Source organism: Candidatus Aquarickettsia rohweri (genome assembly GCF_003953955.1).
GTDB lineage: Bacteria > Pseudomonadota > Alphaproteobacteria > Rickettsiales > Midichloriaceae > Aquirickettsia > Aquirickettsia rohweri.
The window spans coordinates 1-18,603 of record NZ_RXFM01000016.1; the positions used below are offsets into that span (position 1 = coordinate 1).

The 18,603-nt window shown below is 28.6% G+C and carries 19 protein-coding genes, 2 tRNA genes and 1 pseudogene; 12 read left to right on the forward strand and 10 right to left on the reverse strand.

Annotation, left to right across the window (positions count from 1 at the left end; all coding sequences use genetic code 11):
* The 3 genes from EIC27_RS01785 to EIC27_RS01795 form a co-directional block, all read left to right on the forward strand.
* Window positions 1–196: transposase domain-containing protein (locus tag EIC27_RS01785; protein ID WP_126044202.1), on the forward strand; the 196-nt coding region annotated here is incomplete at its 5' end.
* A gap of 226 nt (window positions 197–422) precedes the next feature.
* Window positions 423–496 (forward strand) — tRNA-Met (locus EIC27_RS01790).
* A gap of 7 nt (window positions 497–503) precedes the next feature.
* A tRNA-Thr gene (locus tag EIC27_RS01795) sits at window positions 504–578 on the forward strand.
* 84 nt (window positions 579–662) lie between these two features.
* Here EIC27_RS01795 and EIC27_RS01800 read toward each other — a convergent pair.
* The 6 genes from EIC27_RS01800 to EIC27_RS01825 all read right to left on the reverse strand — a co-directional run bounded on the left by EIC27_RS01800 (window position 663) and on the right by EIC27_RS01825 (window position 5,873).
* Complete coding sequence (locus tag EIC27_RS01800; protein ID WP_126044449.1) at window positions 663–1,571, reverse strand: sensor histidine kinase; 909 nt, start codon at window positions 1,569–1,571, stop codon at window positions 663–665.
* A gap of 359 nt (window positions 1,572–1,930) precedes the next feature.
* Window positions 1,931–3,307 carry a sodium:solute symporter family protein gene (locus EIC27_RS01805; protein ID WP_126044450.1) on the reverse strand — a complete coding sequence of 459 codons (1,377 nt, stop codon included), beginning with the start codon at window positions 3,305–3,307 and terminating at the stop codon, window positions 1,931–1,933.
* 98 nt (window positions 3,308–3,405) lie between these two features.
* Window positions 3,406–4,038, reverse strand: a complete 633-nt coding sequence (locus tag EIC27_RS01810; protein WP_126044451.1) for a LysE/ArgO family amino acid transporter — start codon at window positions 4,036–4,038, stop codon at window positions 3,406–3,408.
* 143 nt (window positions 4,039–4,181) lie between these two features.
* A complete protein-coding gene (locus EIC27_RS01815) occupies window positions 4,182–4,841 on the reverse strand; it encodes a 7-carboxy-7-deazaguanine synthase QueE (RefSeq protein ID WP_126044452.1) in 660 nt (219 codons plus the stop codon).
* A gap of 3 nt (window positions 4,842–4,844) precedes the next feature.
* Window positions 4,845–5,306 carry a dUTP diphosphatase gene (gene dut / locus EIC27_RS01820; RefSeq protein WP_126044453.1) on the reverse strand — a complete coding sequence of 154 codons (462 nt, stop codon included), beginning with the start codon at window positions 5,304–5,306 and terminating at the stop codon, window positions 4,845–4,847.
* A gap of 27 nt (window positions 5,307–5,333) precedes the next feature.
* Entirely contained in the window at window positions 5,334–5,873 is a 540-nt protein-coding gene (locus EIC27_RS01825) for a TlpA family protein disulfide reductase (RefSeq protein WP_205702314.1), read from the reverse strand.
* Between the two features lie 191 nt (window positions 5,874–6,064).
* Here EIC27_RS01825 and EIC27_RS01830 point away from each other — a divergent pair, with 191 nt between their 5' ends.
* The 5 genes and pseudogenes from EIC27_RS01830 to pnp all read left to right on the forward strand — a co-directional run.
* The gene (locus tag EIC27_RS01830; RefSeq protein ID WP_126044455.1) at window positions 6,065–7,129 is read left to right on the forward strand and encodes a GTP cyclohydrolase II; all 1,065 of its coding nucleotides are present in this window, start codon (window positions 6,065–6,067) and stop codon (window positions 7,127–7,129) included.
* Window positions 7,130–7,180: 51 nt separating this feature from the next.
* Window positions 7,181–7,624, forward strand: coding sequence for a YgiW/YdeI family stress tolerance OB fold protein (locus EIC27_RS01835; RefSeq protein WP_126044456.1), 444 nt, complete (start codon window positions 7,181–7,183; stop codon window positions 7,622–7,624).
* Complete coding sequence (gene truB / locus EIC27_RS01840; RefSeq protein WP_126044457.1) at window positions 7,625–8,500, forward strand: tRNA pseudouridine(55) synthase TruB; 876 nt, start codon at window positions 7,625–7,627, stop codon at window positions 8,498–8,500.
* Between the two features lie 15 nt (window positions 8,501–8,515).
* A complete protein-coding gene (gene rpsO / locus EIC27_RS01845) occupies window positions 8,516–8,788 on the forward strand; it encodes a 30S ribosomal protein S15 (RefSeq protein ID WP_126044458.1) in 273 nt (90 codons plus the stop codon).
* Window positions 8,789–10,999, forward strand: a pseudogene (gene pnp, locus EIC27_RS01850) (polyribonucleotide nucleotidyltransferase); the annotation flags it as partial.
* 231 nt (window positions 11,000–11,230) lie between these two features.
* Here the strand turns inward: pnp and EIC27_RS01855 are convergent.
* Together EIC27_RS01855 and EIC27_RS01860 are read right to left on the reverse strand one after the other, a co-directional pair.
* Window positions 11,231–12,415: a hypothetical protein gene (locus EIC27_RS01855; RefSeq protein ID WP_126044460.1), complete on the reverse strand. Its 1,185-nt coding sequence runs from the start codon at window positions 12,413–12,415 to the stop codon at window positions 11,231–11,233.
* A 346-nt stretch (window positions 12,416–12,761) separates the two neighbouring features.
* A complete protein-coding gene (locus tag EIC27_RS01860; RefSeq protein WP_126044461.1) occupies window positions 12,762–13,322 on the reverse strand; it encodes a 5-formyltetrahydrofolate cyclo-ligase in 561 nt (186 codons plus the stop codon).
* A 26-nt stretch (window positions 13,323–13,348) separates the two neighbouring features.
* On the opposite strand from EIC27_RS01860, the gene radA reads away from it, so the two are divergent.
* Together radA and EIC27_RS01870 are read left to right on the forward strand one after the other, a co-directional pair.
* Entirely contained in the window at window positions 13,349–14,713 is a 1,365-nt protein-coding gene (gene radA / locus EIC27_RS01865) for a DNA repair protein RadA (protein ID WP_126044462.1), read from the forward strand.
* Window positions 14,714–14,740: 27 nt separating this feature from the next.
* Window positions 14,741–15,544 (forward strand): CvpA family protein, encoded by an 804-nt coding sequence (locus tag EIC27_RS01870; protein WP_240627064.1) that lies wholly within the window; start codon window positions 14,741–14,743, stop codon window positions 15,542–15,544.
* A gap of 219 nt (window positions 15,545–15,763) precedes the next feature.
* Here the strand turns inward: EIC27_RS01870 and EIC27_RS08005 are convergent, their stop codons facing one another.
* Entirely contained in the window at window positions 15,764–15,898 is a 135-nt protein-coding gene (locus EIC27_RS08005; RefSeq protein WP_240627063.1) for a GIY-YIG nuclease family protein, read from the reverse strand.
* A gap of 408 nt (window positions 15,899–16,306) precedes the next feature.
* Here EIC27_RS08005 and EIC27_RS01880 point away from each other — a divergent pair, with 408 nt between their 5' ends.
* On the forward strand, window positions 16,307–17,320 hold the full coding sequence (locus EIC27_RS01880) for a hypothetical protein (protein ID WP_126044464.1): 1,014 nt from the start codon (window positions 16,307–16,309) through the stop codon (window positions 17,318–17,320).
* Between the two features lie 32 nt (window positions 17,321–17,352).
* A complete protein-coding gene (locus tag EIC27_RS01885; RefSeq protein WP_126044465.1) occupies window positions 17,353–18,009 on the forward strand; it encodes an outer membrane protein in 657 nt (218 codons plus the stop codon).
* A 364-nt stretch (window positions 18,010–18,373) separates the two neighbouring features.
* Here the strand turns inward: EIC27_RS01885 and EIC27_RS08070 are convergent.
* Window positions 18,374–18,603 (reverse strand): transposase domain-containing protein (locus EIC27_RS08070; RefSeq protein ID WP_205702304.1); only part of this gene is annotated, 230 nt, incomplete at its 5' end.

Sequence of the window (18,603 nt, forward strand, 5' to 3'; positions counted from 1 at the left end):
GATGTTCTGTGCAACAACTAAGGGTGCTAAAGCTAGTGCAAATATTTATAGTATTATTGAAACTTGCAAAGTAAATAAGATTAATCCTTATGATTATTTAAAATATTTGCTGAATCATATTCATGATTATTCTGATCCAAAAGAGTTAGTAAATTTACTTCCATATAATATTGATAAAAAAATATCATCAAATTAAATTTTTTTTAGAATTATCAAAAAACTTAAGAAACCCAAAGAAAGGCGGATAATACTTGTCAAGATGGGGATATTTTAGCGTTTACTTTTATACCCACATTAATGTTGACTTAAGTAAAATACTAACAATAAAATTTAGCTTTAGTCAAACTTAATTTTTATATTAATATAATAAATTATTATTAACTAATGAATTTAAATGTGTTATATATTTTCTTGTCTTATAGGGCGGAGTAGCTCAGCTGGTTAGAGCAGCGGAATCATAATCCGCGTGTCGGGGGTTCGAGTCCCTCCTTCGCTAACATTTGGCCGCTATAGCACAGTGGCAGTGCACTTCATTGGTAATGAAGAGGTCGTAGGTTCGATTCTTACTAGCGGCACCATACTTATTATTTTGGTCATATAAGCATTTCCTTATTATATTTAAATAAATAAAATATTAAAATATTGTTTGTGGGGAAATTACCTTAATGATCAAAAGTTAAAATAAATTCAGTACCTTTGCCTTTGGTGCTATTACATATGATATCTCCACCCATTTTACGCATTGCTTCCTTACAAAAATTTAAACCTATTCCATATCCTTCTGTTGTTGCATATTTTTGAAAAAGTTTTGCAAACAATTTTTTATTCATGCCATTTCCATTATCCTTGATATGCAAATTGGTGTCATTAATAAATATTTCTATTTTTGCTTCATTCCCAGCATATTTGAAAGCGTTTTTAAGTAAATTAAATATTACATGGCATAATAATGTATTTGAACCTGTAAAAACAAAATCTTTTTTTGGGGTATTTCGATTTAAGAATGATACTCGCTGCTGTTGTTCTTCATTCATATAATATTTATTCAATGCATCATTGACACACTTTATAACAGAATATTGCTTCCAATCTTTGGGTTTTTCAAAATTGTCAATTTTTATACTACTTAACATTATATCAATGTCATGTATGGCTTGTTTATTACATTCTCTTAAATTTTTAGTATATTTTTTTATATTCTCAAGGTTATTATTCTCTAAAGCTTTTTCTATTAACTCAGCACTCATTAATCCTATAGAAAGTGGTAAAGTAAGGTTATGTGCTATTGATCGTCCTAATATCTCCAGTGTTTTTTGCTTTGTTTTTTCCTCTCTAAGCTTATGATAAACAATATAGGTTATTGTTAAAAATAATACTCCTACTGAGTAGGTAGAATAAAAAATATTATTTATGTGATTATCTAATTTTATTTCATAACCAATTAATTTAGTAAAAGATATATAAGTAATAATACTACAAGAAAATCCTAAAATCATTAATAATACTGCAATTAAAAATTTACTAAAGATAAAAAGCAAGATCATTGATAAAACACATAATAACCCCCACATTAAATCATATCCACTACTAATAAATAGGTATGTATTTGTAAATGGCAATGTTATGAATAGTGAAAAATACCATAGCTTTAAATTGTATTTATCGGTATATAAAGGGCGTATTATAATAATAAATGCAAGAAATAGAGATGTGTACCTTAAATATTGCGAAACTATATTTACATAGTCAGTTGCTGGATAATATCCTGTTACCAAGATAGGAATATTAAGTATTATAATGAAAAAACAAAATGGCAAATAAACTGCCTCCCCTTTCTCTATTTGCTTTTTTATTTTTATAAAAAGTAACGTTTTTTTTTCTAGGGAAGTTTTTAGTGATTTTATGGGATTAAATGACCATTTTTGCGCTTTTATATTTTTTTTTTTAAATAATGGCTACAAAAAAGTCCTATAGCACTACCTATTGTACCTGTTGTCATGTTGACAACTCCAAAATCAGAAGATATATACCTTCCTAACAAACATAATAAAATTGCCATTATAACACTGTATAAAAATGAGGTTGAGTTAGTCCTAAATTTTAGAAATCCAGCTGTAAGAGGTACTAATATTATTGGTACCCAAAAATTAAACACCATAAAAATAGCCTTTAGTATACTATCTACTAAAAATGCACATATAACACATAATAAACTTATCAAAAAAGTAAATATTATTGCTATTTTTATTTGTTGCTTATTAGTAATCTTACTGTTTATTTTTTTTGCTATATCATGTGCGATGATTGCACTAGCATTATTTAACCAAGAATCAGCTGTAGACATAATAATAGCTAATATACCAACTAACATCATACTTTTGAGTATGGGAGGTAAATAATTATTAATAAAATGATAAAATACTAAATTGGGTTCAATTTCAGGAGTTTTAATACGCATCATCAACCCTATTAAAAGTATTAAAATAGAAAATATTAGAGTTAAAAAAGCACAAATATTATATGTTTTTTTTAATTTTTCTTGGTTATTAGACATTAATAGTCTTTGTATATATGGTGCACTATGTAAAGGTATTATTGTATAAAAAATATACCCGATAAATAATATTATAGTGTCTTTTATTAAAAATGAATCAAAATGAGATTTTGGTAACGATGTTTTAATTTTATAATAACCTCCTACCTCATAATATAAAAAACCACAAACTATTGGTAAAATACAAAAAAAGATGAAAAATTGAAATATATCAGTTAATACAACACCTCTTATGCCACCAAAAGCAGAATAAAAGGTCAGTATACTAAACCCTATCATAACTCCTATATGATATTGTATTTGGAAATATTCTTGAAATAAGTAGCCAATTGCAAGCATTTGAGTAGTTATAAATCCTATGCTCAAAATAATAGAGCAAAAGTTTGTTATATGAAGAGCTAGTTTGCCATACAACTTATACATTATCTCACTTAGAGATATACAATTTTTAAATTGGTAAATATTAGAGATGTATAACCTAGATGTTATTAACCAAGATAAAAAACATAAAAGTACAGGGATACCATAAATAAGCCCACTTTGAAATATCTCTGCTACATCTCCCATAGTGCTTCTTGCACTAATATAAGTTGCAAAGTTTGTTGCAACTAAGGCAATTAAAGGAAAATTGCCACTACCAACTGTATATTCTCTTATAGTTTTGATTTTAGTAGATTTATAAAGACCTATTACTAAACAAAGAAGAAGATAAATTCCAACTATTGATAAATCAAGTATATGCAATTTTTCCATTTTTAGTACATAACAATTTTATATAAATATTAACCATGTACTAAATAAAATTAAAAGCAAAAATTACATTTAATTACTAAAATAGTAATTAAATGGTTTTAAATAATTCCTATTTCCTCAATTATTTTATAGCCTATATTAATTGCAATTGCCCAAATTAATAACCCTGCAGCTTTATTAATACATTTGATCCAAAATTCTGCCTTACTTAATTTATGTAATTTATTTCCTGCAAGTGCTAAACTATAAAACCATAGCCAAGAAATAATTATGCAGCTTACAGCATATGCTAATTTTGTAGAGCCTTGATATTGTATAGAATTACTACCTATAACCATAATAGTATCTGTAATTGCATGAGGATTAAAAATAGAGACAGAAGTTGTAAATAAAATCTGTTTTTTTGCTGAAAGGGCTTTCTTTTTTGATGATAATTTAACTTCTGCTTTACTCCATGTAACATAACCAATATATATGAAGAAGAAAAAGCTCAAAATATATAAAGTTAATTTTAACCATGATAACTTTAAGATTAGAAGTGAAATTCCTAATATAGATAAAATGATGAGAGTTGTATCACAGAGAGATGCGGTGATAATACTAGGAAGAACCATTTTTAAACTTGGTTGTGTAGCACCTTGATTAAATATAAATAGATTTTGCATGCCAAGTGGCATAATTAACCCAAATGTTAATATAGCTCCATGCGCTATTGCAAAAAATACTTCCATTATTATTTATATTAAATTTATCAATAAACTAATGCAAAGTATATATAAACGAATGATTGGTTTTTTGCAAATATAATATATTTACACAATATGCTTATGATTAATATAGCTCATAATTTTCTCTTTATTTTCTTATTGTTATTTTAATCAATATTTAAAATTTTATGAATTTGAAGAGATAGTATAGCTTTATGTTTTTTTGCAATTTTTTGAGCTAAAATAATATTTTTGTGATTAATTTTATCATTATACTCATCCATAGGCTGGACATAAACAGGTATGTTATGTTTAGTTTGGCCAACTTCTGATATATCAGAATAACTTATATTATTTGATGATATAAGAAATTTTATTGCAATTGCTTGTTTTAATATATCATCTCTAATTAATGAGTACTTACCATTGGATATTTTAGGTGAGCAAACTAACTCTACTTGTTTTGGAATGTTTGAATATAGAGTGCCATTAGTTTCAAGTTGTATTTTATAATTATTTTGTATTAGAAGAGTGCATAGTTGAGAGATATTTTGCCTAAAAGGTTCTCCACCTGTTATGACAATAAGAGGTTTTATTTGATTAAATGATTTTATTTTATTTAGAATATCAGTATTTAACAGTAATTTATAATCATCAAAGTCAGTATCGCAAAATTTGCATGCTAAATTGCAACCGCTTAGTCTAACGAAAATTGCTTGGTGTCCACAATATGGCCCTTCCCCTTGGATTGTCTCAAAGATTGAATGTATTTTTAAACTATTGCCATCCCCCTTTTCAAATGGCAATTTTGCATTAGTACCAAACATATCTTATTTTGATTTAAGACCTGTAGAGCCAAATCCTGCATCCCCTCTAGAATTGTTAATATGTAATTGATCAACTAAATTCCATTCAATTTTTTCATATTTAGCAATCACTAGTTGTGCTATGCGCATCCCTCTTTCAATTGTAAAGTTTTTGTTGCCTAGATTTATAAGCGGGACTTTGATTTCGCCTCTATAATCAGAATCAATAGTTCCAGGAGCATTGATTACAGTGATTCCATGTTTAAATGATAATCCAGAACGTGGACGAACTTGGCCTTCAAACCCTTCTGGTATTGCAATTGATATTCCTGCAGGTACTAATTCTATTTGCCCTGGTTTTATTGATATATTATTTTCTATAGCTGCAACTAGGTCAACTCCAGCACTTTGTTGTGTTGCATGTTTAGGTAAGGGTAAATCTTTATAGTTAGGTAATTTTGTTATACATATATTTATATTATTCATAAGTTTATTATTTTTTTGTATTAATTTTCAATGATTTTGATCTTTAATGCTTAATATATAATCTATTATTGATTGATCTGACCAATTATAGGTATTATTGAATCTAGCAAAAACTTTGCCTTCTTTATCAATAAATAATGTAGCTGGTGGGGAATGAATTTTAAACTCATTCATTAGATTTCTGTTAGGATCAAAATAAATTACAAGATCATTAATTTTATGACTCTGATATGTATTTTTTAATTTTTCAAAATCTATAGTGTTATCACTAATAGCAATGATTTGTATATCTGTAATTTTTAACTTGTCTAATTGTATTTTTAATTGATTTAAAGATTTTAACTCATCTAAACACTCTATACACCAATTTGCCCAAAAATTAAGTATAATAAATTTGCCGTCATATTCCTTTAAATACACTTCATTAGCTTTATTATTAAAGAATTTTGATAGACCTATTTCTTTAACTTTTTTTAGATTATACTTTTCTAAAATTTTTTTATAGTCTGGTGTTTTTTCAGTTGAAAATAATGTATCACTATACAAAGTTTTTGTTGATAAAAGCAATATAATGCTAAATAATGCAGCTTTAAGCATCTCTATATATTTTTGATATAAATTTTAACAATATTAATGAATAAATTCAAAAAGTATATTACATTTTTACTGGTAATTTTTTTAAGTATAAGTTTATTAAATTCCTGTGGGGTAAAAAATAAGTTATATAGAATAGAAGATATTAATAAAAAATAATTAAAATGATCAATTATTTTAATTCTAAATATATTGAAATTTTAAGATGCATTGCAGACTTAAAATATGGCATACCAATTTTCTTAGAAGATAAAGGACAAAGAATTTTAGTGTTTCCTGTTGAAAGAATAAATAAGGAGGTATTTGAATATGCTAAAAGTACATTTGAGGAAGTTTATTTAATTATATCTCAACAAAGGGCAAAATATTTGAAGTTTAAAAATTGTAAAATTATTTGCAAAGATATTACATTTAATAATATAGAGGATATAGTCTTTAAAGTAGGATTTAATAATAAAAATCAGTATAATTTTGATAAGGAAACAACTATCGACAATAAGGCTGTAGAAATTATGAAGCTTAGTGAGTTAATTCCTGCAGCTTTAGTGATTAAATTAGATTGTGATGATAAATTTAATTTTAAAGTGAACTCATTAAAAGTAGATTGTATAGAAAATTACATAAATTTTTTAAGTGATGACTTATATGAAATTAGTAGTGCAGCTTTAAAACTAAAAGATGGTTATGGGGAGATAAAATGTTTTAGGTCTCAGTTTTCAAAAGATCATTATGCAATAATTATATATCCCAAAGGAAGTAAAAAGCTTAAAAGTATTCCTACAGTTCGTGTGCATTCTTCATGCTTTACAGGAGATTTGTTAAATAGCATTAAATGTGATTGTCATGATCAACTTCATAATGCGATTAAAGTTATGGGTAAAGATGATGGTGGGATTATTGTTTATTTAAATCAAGAGGGAAGGGGAATTGGATTAACTAACAAGATAAGAGTATATAGAGTTCAATCTAAAGGCTATGATACAGTTGAGGCTAATATGAATTTAGGGCTTGATGACGATGCAAGGGCATTTCAAATAGCTGCAAGAATTTTAAAAAAATTAAAAGTGAAAAAAATTAATTTATTATCTAATAATCCAGCTAAAGCTAGAGACTTAAAGAATAATGAAATTCTGGTGGAAAAAATTATTTCGCATCAATTTTTTAATTCTGAAATAAAAGAATACTACAAAAGCAAAGTTAAAAAATTTAAACATAGTATTGAAATATAAATTTTTTTAGAGAATAATAATTTTACAACATTTATATAGGAGTATAAAGCAATGAAAAAAATGATATCTAAAAGCTTAATTTTAGGATGTTTAGCAGCTAAATTTTTGTGCTATGAAAATGCAAGTGCGGATTTTCAAGGTCCTCAAGTAAGCAAAATAAATCAATCTAATCAAGATTTGACAACGGTGCAAGATGTATTAAATGAGTCAAATTCTAAAACTTATGGTCAAAAGTCTTACGGCTCTAGAATTCATGGTAAGACAGTTTTTTTAAAAGGTAATATAATGCAACAATTATCTCATGATAAATTTACATTTAAAGATAATACAGGTGAGATAACAATAGATATAGATGCTAAGCATATGCCATTTGATAATTTTTCATCAACTGATACAGTTATAATATCTGGGAAAGTTGAGAGAAAAAATAAAGGTTTGGGAATAGAAATAGATGTTGATAGAGTAGAAATAGTTAAAGAAGGAATGAAAAAATAAATGAACGGATGGCTTTTAATTGATAAGCCAATTGGGGTTACATCTTTTCAAACTATTAATAAGTTTAAAAAATTATTAAGCGTTAAAGTGGGGCATTGTGGAACCTTAGATCCCTTTGCTTCAGGTTTTCTGTTAGTGGCACTTGGTAAAGCTACAAGGCTAGTTGAATATGCAATGAATTTTGAAAAGAATTATACCTTTTCTGTTAAGTGGTGTATATCTACAGATAGCGGTGATTTAACAGGTAATATAATAGAGAAATGTGATTTAATACCTACAAAAAACCAAATTTTGGATAAATTGGTTGATTTTATTGGTGAAATTGATCAAGTGCCTCCAGTTTACTCTGCAGTAAAGGTAAATGGTAAAAGAGCATATGAATATGCTAGAAAAGGTGAAAAAATATTTTTAAAATCTAGAAAAGTTCATTTAAAAAGATTTAAATTAGTTTCACATGAAGGAGATGTGAGTAAATTTAATATCACTACAAGCAAAGGATTTTATGTTAGATCTCTTGCAGTAGATTTTGCAAAATCATTAAACACACTTGCAAATGTAATAATGCTAAGAAGAAATTTAAGTGATATTTTTCAAAATTTGAAAATGATTGAGAATGAAAAGATAAAAGATTTCTTGCATAAGGATCAACTATATGATTATATAGAACCGAGAATTTTGCCTCTAGATTATGTGCTAGACGACATCCCTGTGTGTAATCTAGATGAAGGTGAAGTTATTAAATTAAAAAATGGTGTTGCTGTTTTTTATAACTTATCCCTTAAAGATAATTCCAAGATAGTTGTTAAATTTGATGATGATCTTGTAGCTCTTTGTGTTTATAGAGATAATTATATAAAGCCACTAAAAGTATTTTAATGGAGGTATAAAAAGATGTCGGTTACAAAAGAATTAACTAAAGAAATTATTTCTAAATTTGCTATTTCTGAAAATGATACTGGTTCTTCAGAGGTTCAAATAGCATTATTTACGAAACATATTAGTAATCTTACAGAACACTTAAAGATAAATAAAAAAGATTATCAAGCAAGAAGAGGTTTATTATCATTTGTTGTTAAAAGAAAGAGATTGTTAACTTACTTAAAGAATAACAATAATGATAGATATGAGAAAATAATAAAAGAATTAAAACTTAAAAAGGTATAAATGTTTAATATAGTTAAAAAATCAATAGAGTGGAATGGTAAAAAAATTGAATTAGAAACTGGCAAAATAGCCAGGCAAGCGAGTGCAGCTGTGATTGTTAAAATGGGCGGTAGCACGGTTTTATGTACAGTTACATTTAGTAAAAAATTAAAAGAGGGAATAGATTTTTTTCCTCTATCAGTGCATTATTTAGAAAAATATTATGCAGTAGGGAGGTTTCCAGGTGGATTTATAAAGAGGGAAGGAAAGCCATCTGATAGGGAGACACTCATTTCTAGGTTAATTGATAGACCTATCAGGCCTCTTTTTCCAGAAGATTTTTTCCACGAGGTTAATGTTATCTGTAAAGTTTTATCTTATGATGATAATGCCCCGACTGATGTTATGGCAATTGTTGGTTCAGCAGCAGCTTTAAGGGTTTCTGAGGTTCCTTTTGATCATTTGCTTGCAGCAGTAAAGGTTGGTATGATTGATGGTGAATTGATATTTAATCCATCTTTATTGGAATTGGAAAAATCAGAATTAGATTTAGTTATAGCTGGTACAAGTGATTCAGTGATGATGATTGAATCATCTGCTAAAGAAATTAATGATGAAAAATTATTATCTGCAATAGAGTCAGCACATAATAATTTACAACCTGTTATAAAATTAATTGATGATTTTTCTGCAAAAGCTATCAAGGAAAAATATGCTTATAATAAAGTAGATATTTCGGAAATATTCAAATCATTGAAAAAATCTTTCCAAAAAGATTTAAAATTAGCTTACAGTATTACTAGTAAAAGTGAAAGAAGAGATAAGCTTGAAGGTATATATGAAAAGGCTTTAGAAAAATATTCTACTGTGGATGAGTTTGAATTAAATTTATTTGATTTAGCATATAAGAAGCTTAAGAAAGAAATAGTAAGAAATCAAGTTTTAGAAAAAAATGTAAGAATAGATGGAAGGCATTTGCAAGAAATTAGGCCAATTAATTGTGAAATAGGTTTATTGCCTCAAACTCATGGGTCATCTTTATTTACAAGAGGTGAAACACAATCGTTATCTACAGTTACTCTTGGAAGTTTGCAGGATTCTCAGTTAAGGGATGACATTACTGGTGTTTCTAATGAAAAATTTATGCTTCATTATAATTTTCCTCCATATTCAGTAGGTGAAGTTGGGATGCTTAAACCGCCGGGCAGAAGGGAGATTGGGCATGGAAAATTAGCATTCAAAGCAGTAAGTGCGATATTACCTGAAGATGAAAAATTTCCATATACTGTAAGAATAGTAAGTGAAATTACAGAATCAAATGGCTCATCATCTATGGCGACTGTTTGTGCTGCAACTCTTGCGTTAATGGATGCAGGTGCACCTATAAAAACTCCAGTTGCAGGTATTGCTATGGGATTGATTTTAGAAAAGAATAAGTATGCAATTCTTTCGGATATTATCGGTGATGAAGATGCTTTAGGTGATATGGATTTTAAAGTTGCTTCTACTAAAAATGGTATTACTGCACTACAAATGGATATTAAAGTTGGTGGCATTACTGTAAAAATTATGAAAGAAGCCATTTTACAAGCTAAAGATGGTTGTGAGCATATTTTAGGTGAAATGGGTAAATTAATCTCTAAGCCTAAAGCTGATCTTAATTCATCTGCTCCTAGAATTAGTACTATTAAAATAGATAAGAATAAAATTAAAGATATAATTGGGCCAGGTGGTAAAAATATTAAAGAGCTTTGTGATAGAACTGGTGCAAAGATAGATATTGAAGATGATGGAAATGTTACAATTTTTTCTTCAGATGAAAGTTCATTAAAAGATACTTTAAATACAATTCAGGGAATTGTTGCAGTACCTGAAGTTGGTAAGGTATATAGGGCTAAAATTACAAAAATTGTTCAATTTGGAGCTTTTGCAAAATTTTTAGGAAATACTGAAGGATTAATTCATATAAGCGAAATTTCTGATAGAAATGTTGAAAATGTCGATGATATATTTTCGGTAGATATGTTTGTAAATGTTAAGTATATTAGTACAGACCATAGAGGAAAAATTAAGCTTACTATGAAAGGTGTTGATCAAGATGATGATTTTATAAATCAAGATTCATGTAAAAAGCTTATGAAAAGTGAGCCTAAAAAACATCAAATCGAAAAAAAAAATGATAAGCATATTGTAAATAAAAGAAGAAGTGCTCCCGTAAAAAATCAATTTAAAGGACCAGTTAAAAGAAATATTAAAAGAACTGATGACAGTAAAAATATGCCAAAAAAAGAATCTATTGAGTTTAGTGCCAAGAAGTTTATAAAAAAGCTATTTAGTTAATTAGTTTTGGATAGTTAATGTTAATAAATAATTATTTTAAGCCTTCTTAAAAAAACACATAAGATTATTTTTGCTAACTTTATTTAAAGCAATATTATCATGTTTCTTCATAATTTTAGGTGTTTAATCAAATATTTCTTTAGATATAGGTTTTTCAAGAAATTTAAGTAGAGGATTGTTACCCTTAGCTTTTTTAATATATTGAGGTTTAAAATATTGAGACGAGATTAGCATTGCTATTTTATTAGGTTGCGGGTAAAATATAATGGCAGCATTTAATGGTTGATGTGTTGGTAATATAGGTAAATGCAGTAATACTTCTTCGCAATGATCTATTTTTAATTTACCAGTAAATGAAGTCCAGTTAGTTATAATTCCTATATTCATATAGCAAGTTTCAAGTGTGCCTGGCATTGGTTTGATTCGACTCTTGTAAGGGATGGTGCCTTGTAATGACTTGCGTATGCCTTCGGGTGTATCATATATTCCGGAATCATAAAGTTTAACACCTTCATAATTACCTGCATCATTGTCATTAAGGCCATTTATTTTATTGCGAAAGTTAATTGCCATCATACCAATTTTTGCACTAATGGCTTTGAAAAAGCTTGATGTAATAATATCATTAGTTGATATGTATGGAACATCACTGTTTTGTTTAGAAATCTTTTTAGCTTTGTCAATTTCTTTCTCATTAATATAATAAGCAACAAGTTTTGTATTTCTATCAAATAAATAAGATCTAATAACGTTAATAATAAAAGATTTACGGTAAAGAAATTTATAATCAACTTCACTAATTGCACTTTTCCAAGAATATAGACTTTTACGTTTAGGATTGAGTGCTTTGATAGGGTTATTTGAGCTTAACATATTAAAGACTCTATAATAGGTTTCACCATCGGCAATAATGTGACCAAGACTGTAAATCAATGCAAAATTATTATCATCAATGCTTGAAATAGTTAAACTAAGCGAAGGACGATCTTTATTTATTAAATTAAATCCCATTGGGATCCGAGCAACTTTATTATTGATTATTTTTTTATAAAGTTCTGAATAAGGTGTCTTTATAGAGATCTCAATATTTTCATTTTCATGAAAAACTTCATTTAAGTCTTTTTCAGTGATATTGGGCAAATAAATAAGTTTTAATCTTTTTTGACCTTTGATTCTAATTAAACGGCCAGCAAGCCATGGATTAGCCTTTAGAATTTGAAATAAACGTGACTTAATTTCAGATATTGCTTTTTTTTGATTATTGGTTTTTAAGAAGGTTATTGTTGTAATACCTAATTCTGATGCCATTTGATTTGATGATTCATACTCAAATAAATCAACAAATTTATACCCCGCTGGAATTTCTTTGAATTTAAGTTTGCGTTACATATGTCATTTACCCGCATTTTAGCACATATTGCATATTAAAGCTCATTATATACATAATATATCTGTTTATTCAATGCTAAAGAATGATGGTATAATAATCGCAATTAAGTTCTAAATTTTTATTACTCATCTAATTAAAACAGCTAATTAAAAAATTATTAAAGTTATAAATATAACTAAATTCCCTTAAATTATAGAGATGAGTTTAAATTCTTTCAACAGACTATAAGTTAATCATTTAACTAAATCAATTTAGTTATCTGCATCAATAGCAAATGCTATTTGTAATTATATAGTCTAATTTTACATCATGTTCTTCGATTGGTATTTTTTCAACTTCTTGTAAACTATAACCTATACCTATTTTTATTGAATTAGGCATGGTGCTTAATTTTTTATCATAATGTCCAAAACCATGTCCCAATCTATTGAGATTTTTATCAAATCCTACAAGAGGTATAAATAGTACTTTTGGTATTACTTCAATTCCAACAAGGGGTTCATAAATGTTAAGTGAATTTTTAATAAGTGGAAAGTATTGATTCCATTCATAAAATTTTATACTGTCATTATGTATTCTTGGTAAAGTAGTTTTTACGCCGTTTCTATTTAACCAACTCATAATTGTAATAACCTCTGCTTCATTATTAAAAGGCATGTAGCCTGAAACAAAAGAAAGATTTTTAAAAAAATCAATACCAAATTTATCATTTAAATTTTTAAATATTTTTTTGTTTAAATCTTTAACCTCAGATTTAGTTAATTGTTTTCTTTTTGTTATTAAATTTTGACGTAGTTTTTTCTTTAAATTTACATTATGATTCATAATAATTTTCCATGCCTATATATTAAATGAGTAAAAATAAAATTTTCACCTGTCAAAACTGTGGAGCAATTTTTAAAAAATGGCAAGGTAAATGTTCAGAATGTAATGCTTGGAATACGATTATAGAAGAGCTATTAGATACGAAAATTACTAAAAGTGCATTAACTAAAGTTAGGTCGGATACAGGAGAATTAGGTAATTTTAGTAATTTAAATGAAGTAGAATATAGTCTAGAAAGAGTAGATACAAAAATTATTGAAATTAATAGATTATTAGGTGGAGGATTAGTTAGGGGATCTGCAATTTTAATTGCAGGAGAACCAGGCATTGGAAAATCTACATTGATTCTTGAATTGTGTAATAAACTGTCAAAGCAAGAATTTTCTGCTGTATATGTAAGTGGTGAAGAAGCGCTTTCACAAATAAAATTAAGAGCAGATAGGTTAAATGTTGCAAATAAGTATATCACTATTGCAAATATTACATCTCTTGAAAAATTGTTATTACTTATTGCAAAGACAAAGCCATCTATGATTGTTATAGATTCTATACAAACATTATATTTTGATAAGTTAGATTCACCGCCTGGATCAGTTAGTCAAGTTAGAGTGTGCACACATGAATTGATTCAGATATGCAAAAAGCATGAAATTACATTAATTTTGATTGGTCACATAACTAAAGAAGGGCAAATAGCTGGCCCAAAAATTCTTGAGCATATGGTGGATGTTGTTCTTTCATTTGAAGGAGAAAATACTCAGCAATTTAGAATAATAAGAGCAACAAAGAATAGATATGGTTCAACAAATGAAATTGCATTATTTGAGATGGAATCACAAGGACTTAGAGAAATCAAAAATCCTTCAGAGATTTTTTTACCACATGAAGGTGATAATATTGAAAAACAAGGTTCATGTATATTTGCAAGTATTGAAGGAACAAGAACAATTTTACTTGAAATTCAAGCTTTAGTGGTGCCAAGTTTTCTTGCAACTCCAAGAAGAGCAACTGTGGGGTGGGATCATAATAGGCTATCTATGCTAATTGCAGTTTTAAATGCGAAAATGAATATTAATTTAATGAACAAAGAGGTATATTTAAATATAGTAGGTGGGTTAAGAGTATATGAGCCAGCTGCAGATTTAGCTGTTATTGCATCATTGATATCTGCAAATGCCAATATTTCAATTAGCAAAGATACAATATTTTTTGGTGAAGTTGGTTTGTCTGGTGAGGTGAGGCAAGTGAATAACATGGATAATCGTTTGATAGAAGCAAGTAAATTGGGTTTTAAAAAAGCAATCATCCCAAAGATGAGAAAAAAGTTTGCTTGCAATATGGAAATAATTGAGCTAAAGCACATAAATGAACTTAAAAAAATACTGATTTAAATTATGCAAGGTTTTGATTTTAGTGCTATGAATTATGTGGATTACATATCGCTAATTATTGTCTTCATTTCTATTGGATTTGGCTTTTACAGAGGCTTTGTGACATCTGCAATTAGTTTAGTAGGATGGGTTCTTTCTATAGTTTTAACATATCAATTTTACCCAACTGTAGAGCAGCATTTATTAAACTATATAAAATCAAAAGAATTTGTAATTATACTTGGTTCTGGAGGATTATTTGCCTTGCTTCTAGTAATATTTGCGATTTTAAATGCTATATTTTATAAGCTTATTGGTGATCTTAAAAGAAGCTTTTTTGATAGAATGATGGGTGTTTTATTTGGACTCATAAGAGGATTTTTGATTGTTTCCTTTTTATTTATGTGTTTTACAATAAGTTTAAAATTATTGGTAGGAAAAAAACACAATATTACTGAAGAAGACTACCCTAAGGCTATTTCTGAAGCAGTTACATTTGAATTGTTGAAAAATGGTGCTGATTCTCTTGAGAATATGCTGCCTAAATCATTTAATAAAAGATTTGAAAAAATATTTGCTACAGTGAGTAAAAAAGATGGAGATGATAGGTTTGTTAAGCAAACAATTGAAAAATTGACAAAATTTGCAACTCCTGAGCAAATTAAAAGCATCAATCTTAAAAGGCAAGAGCTAAGATCTGAAGAATCCCAAGAAATGATTGATATTAAGACTGTAGAGCATTTGCTGGATATTTATAACGAAAAATTAAGAGATGATGAGGTTAAAGATAAGGTTTTAACCAAAGATGAAATTGAGAGACTTGAAACTATTATTGAAAATCATTTAGATTAGTGATTACTGTGCCTGCGATGTCATTGCGAGCAAGCGGAAGCGCAGCGCGTTAATCCAGGAAAGCATCAACAAATACTATCATATAAATCAACCCAATCAGGGTTCATTTTTTTAATCAAATTCAATTTATACTTTCTTGACCTGGATTTAATTTGCTTTTCTCTTAAAATTGCATCTTCAATGTTTGTGTGAATTTCATAATATACTAGGCATTTACAACTAATATTTGCTACTAAAACCACTGATAATATTATTCTTATGTTCATAAATCCTCTTAGGCAAATTTGAAGTAACTCCTACATATATAGTTCCATTTTTAAAATTTGATATTATGTATATAGTAGGTGGAAACATTGCACTTAAGCTATTTATCTATAGCTGGCTTTTTAATATATTTGACTTATTAAGTAAATATATTTTTAAATGGATTGCCGCACTGCACTATCGCTTGCTCGCAATGACAAAAGAGGTGGCGCGTGCTCTCACAATGACAAGAGAGGTGGTGCGTGTTCTCGCCATGACATCGCAGGCACAGTCATCACGAAGGAGAGACTCCAGTCTCGACTGTGGTGATCCACTATAAACAAATAATAAAAAAAGCAATTTTACTCTTGACATAATTAAATTCACTTTTTAAGGTACTAATTAACAAAGTATATGGTAAGTGTTATTTTGTTATATTTTATCTAAAAACTTGACAAAACATATATAATACCAACACTTACACAAATACATTTTAATTTTTAAATAAGGAGAAAAAATATGGCAGATTCAATCCTAGAAGAGGTGAAGGCGCTTGCGGATGGCAACACAGTACAAGTAGCGACAGAGAAAATAGGTGGTGAGAATTATGAGATAATAGTAGAAAAAGCTGCTGCAGACGCAGCTCCAGCAATAGATACAAGTGCTAAAACAATCACAATTACAAAACAAGATTTGACATTAGTAGATGCAGATGCTTTGAAAGCAGTAGTTGCAGAAGTTAAGATAGGAGGAGTGCAAGGGGCACCAACAATAGCTACAACAGGTGGAACAGCACTAGACTGTTCAACAGCTGATTTCGATCAAAGTACAGTTCAAACATGTGCTGATATTAATTTAACTTCTAAAGATTATATTGATGAGCTTCAAGAGATTCAAAAATATAATGATCAACTTATGAAAAGTAGCAAAGATTTAGTAAAACCTCTTATTAAAGCAATTGGTTCATCTGATGATTTAACAGCTACTAGTATAATAGCTGCAATTAAATCACCTTCTGCTACTTCAAAAGTTAAGGATGCAGCAAAAGCATTATTTCCAGCTGGTACTGATTTAAGCTCAATTAATGAGGATAGTTTTAAAGATGCTGTAGCAGCTCAATTTAAAAGTTTTGTATCGTTAAATGAGCTTTTGAATCAAATGCCAAATGCAGGAACAGGTGTATTAGAAAATTCTGGTGGTAGATTTACTGAATATAAAACTGGAAGTGTAGATGTATCACTTACACCAATAGCTCAATTTTATTATGATGCAACTATTCCTGTTTGTGGTTCAAGGCCATTTGTAAGTGATACTGAACTTACTGATGCAAATGCTAAAGAATGTTTAAAACAATTTCACACTACAGCTTATACAGCTTTGTCAAAAGATGGTAAATGTGGTAAAGGTGGTGATTTAGATGTTTGTCATAAAAAAATAACAGAAAGCGGACTTAAAGCTCTTTATAATGGAGGAGAAGTTGATGATATGAAGTTTGATATCTCAATTGAATACCCTGATCTTATAGTAGCTTAATAAAATAAAATAAAAATATAGAGGATAAATAAATGAAAAATATTTCAAAACAAATTTTAGCTCTTGCAATAACTCCTTTTATTGCATGTGCTGCAAATGCTGAAGATAGTTATTATGCTAAAGTTGAAGTTGGCCTTGCATTACCACAAAAAATGAATGGTAATAAACTTAAAAAATCAGCTATTTTTGGCATTGAAGGTGGTTATAAAATGAATGAAAATTTCAGATTTGGCCTTGGGATTGGGATGTTAAGCAATATTAAGCCAAAAGATGTTCCTGCTGGAACAACACCTCCAAAAGTCTCATCTTTATTTGGTGAAGCTAATGCATATTATGACATAGGAGAGTTTAATGGCTTCACACCATATTTAACAGCAGGTGTTGGTGTTTCTAGGAATAAGTTAAAAAATTCAGCTCAAAGTGGAGTTACACCACCGGCAGGTAATACAGGTGGATTTAACCTTGCTAATAAGCCTATTGCTGCTCCGGGTTCAACAGCATCTAGTAGCAATTCTAAAACCAAAACAAATTTTGCATGGAATGTTGGTTTAGGTGCGATGTATAATATCGATCCAGAGTTTGCTGTTGACTTAACATACAGATATAGAGATTTAGGAAAAGTTATGAAAGGTGATGATGCTAAACTTAAGTCTCATAACGTAACTGTTGGTTTAGTTTACAAATTTTAAGCATATAACATTCTTAAAATAATTTTACCAAAACCACGTTGCTTCTTGTTATTATAGGAAGTGGCGTGGTTTTTCTGTTTTCTGTGTAGTGTATAGTCATTGCGAGCAAGCGACAGCGCAGCGCGGCAATCCAGGAAAGCATCAACAAAGTGTAAATATGGCAACAATTCTGGATCACCACGCCCCTTGCTGGGCTCGTGATGACGAAATTGAAAAAAGCAACCTCGTGATGACTAAAATAAAAACGTCATTGTGAGGATGCAGATAGGAATTCGGGGGGTAAACGCTAAAATATCCCCATCTTGACAAGTATTATCCGCCTTTCTTTGGGTTTCTTAAGTTTTTTGATAATTCTAAAAAAAATTTAATTTGATGATATTTTTTTATCAATATTATATGGAAGTAAATTTACTAACTCTTTTGGATCAGAATAATCATGAATATGATTCAGCAAATATTTTAAATAATCATAAGGATTAATCTTATTTACTTTGCAAGTTTCAATAATACTATAAATATTTGCACTAGCTTTAGCACCCTTAGTTGTTGCACAGAACATCCAATTTTTTCTGCCAACTGCAAATGGTTTTATAC

Excerpts from the sequence above, each read along its gene's own strand:
- EIC27_RS01880 (WP_126044464.1), top strand. The coding sequence starts at position 16,307 with ATGGCAGATTCAATCCTAGAAGAGGTGAAGGCGCTTGCGGATGGCAAC.
- EIC27_RS01860 (WP_126044461.1), bottom strand. The coding sequence starts at position 13,322 with ATGAATCATAATGTAAATTTAAAGAAAAAACTACGTCAAAATTTAATA.
- EIC27_RS01815 (WP_126044452.1), bottom strand. The coding sequence starts at position 4,841 with ATGTTTGGTACTAATGCAAAATTGCCATTTGAAAAGGGGGATGGCAAT.
- EIC27_RS01835 (WP_126044456.1), top strand. The coding sequence starts at position 7,181 with ATGAAAAAAATGATATCTAAAAGCTTAATTTTAGGATGTTTAGCAGCT.
- dut (WP_126044453.1), bottom strand. The coding sequence starts at position 5,306 with ATGAATAATATAAATATATGTATAACAAAATTACCTAACTATAAAGAT.
- truB (WP_126044457.1), top strand. The coding sequence starts at position 7,625 with ATGAACGGATGGCTTTTAATTGATAAGCCAATTGGGGTTACATCTTTT.
- EIC27_RS01870 (WP_240627064.1), top strand. The coding sequence starts at position 14,741 with ATGAATTATGTGGATTACATATCGCTAATTATTGTCTTCATTTCTATT.
- EIC27_RS01810 (WP_126044451.1), bottom strand. The coding sequence starts at position 4,038 with ATGGAAGTATTTTTTGCAATAGCGCATGGAGCTATATTAACATTTGGG.
- EIC27_RS01885 (WP_126044465.1), top strand. The coding sequence starts at position 17,353 with ATGAAAAATATTTCAAAACAAATTTTAGCTCTTGCAATAACTCCTTTT.
- EIC27_RS01855 (WP_126044460.1), bottom strand. The coding sequence starts at position 12,415 with ATGGCATCAGAATTAGGTATTACAACAATAACCTTCTTAAAAACCAAT.
- EIC27_RS01830 (WP_126044455.1), top strand. The coding sequence starts at position 6,065 with ATGATCAATTATTTTAATTCTAAATATATTGAAATTTTAAGATGCATT.
- radA (WP_126044462.1), top strand. The coding sequence starts at position 13,349 with ATGAGTAAAAATAAAATTTTCACCTGTCAAAACTGTGGAGCAATTTTT.
- EIC27_RS08005 (WP_240627063.1), bottom strand. The coding sequence starts at position 15,898 with ATGTTTCCACCTACTATATACATAATATCAAATTTTAAAAATGGAACT.
- EIC27_RS01805 (WP_126044450.1), bottom strand. The coding sequence starts at position 3,307 with ATGGAAAAATTGCATATACTTGATTTATCAATAGTTGGAATTTATCTT.
- rpsO (WP_126044458.1), top strand. The coding sequence starts at position 8,516 with ATGTCGGTTACAAAAGAATTAACTAAAGAAATTATTTCTAAATTTGCT.
- EIC27_RS01800 (WP_126044449.1), bottom strand. The coding sequence starts at position 1,571 with ATGTGGGGGTTATTATGTGTTTTATCAATGATCTTGCTTTTTATCTTT.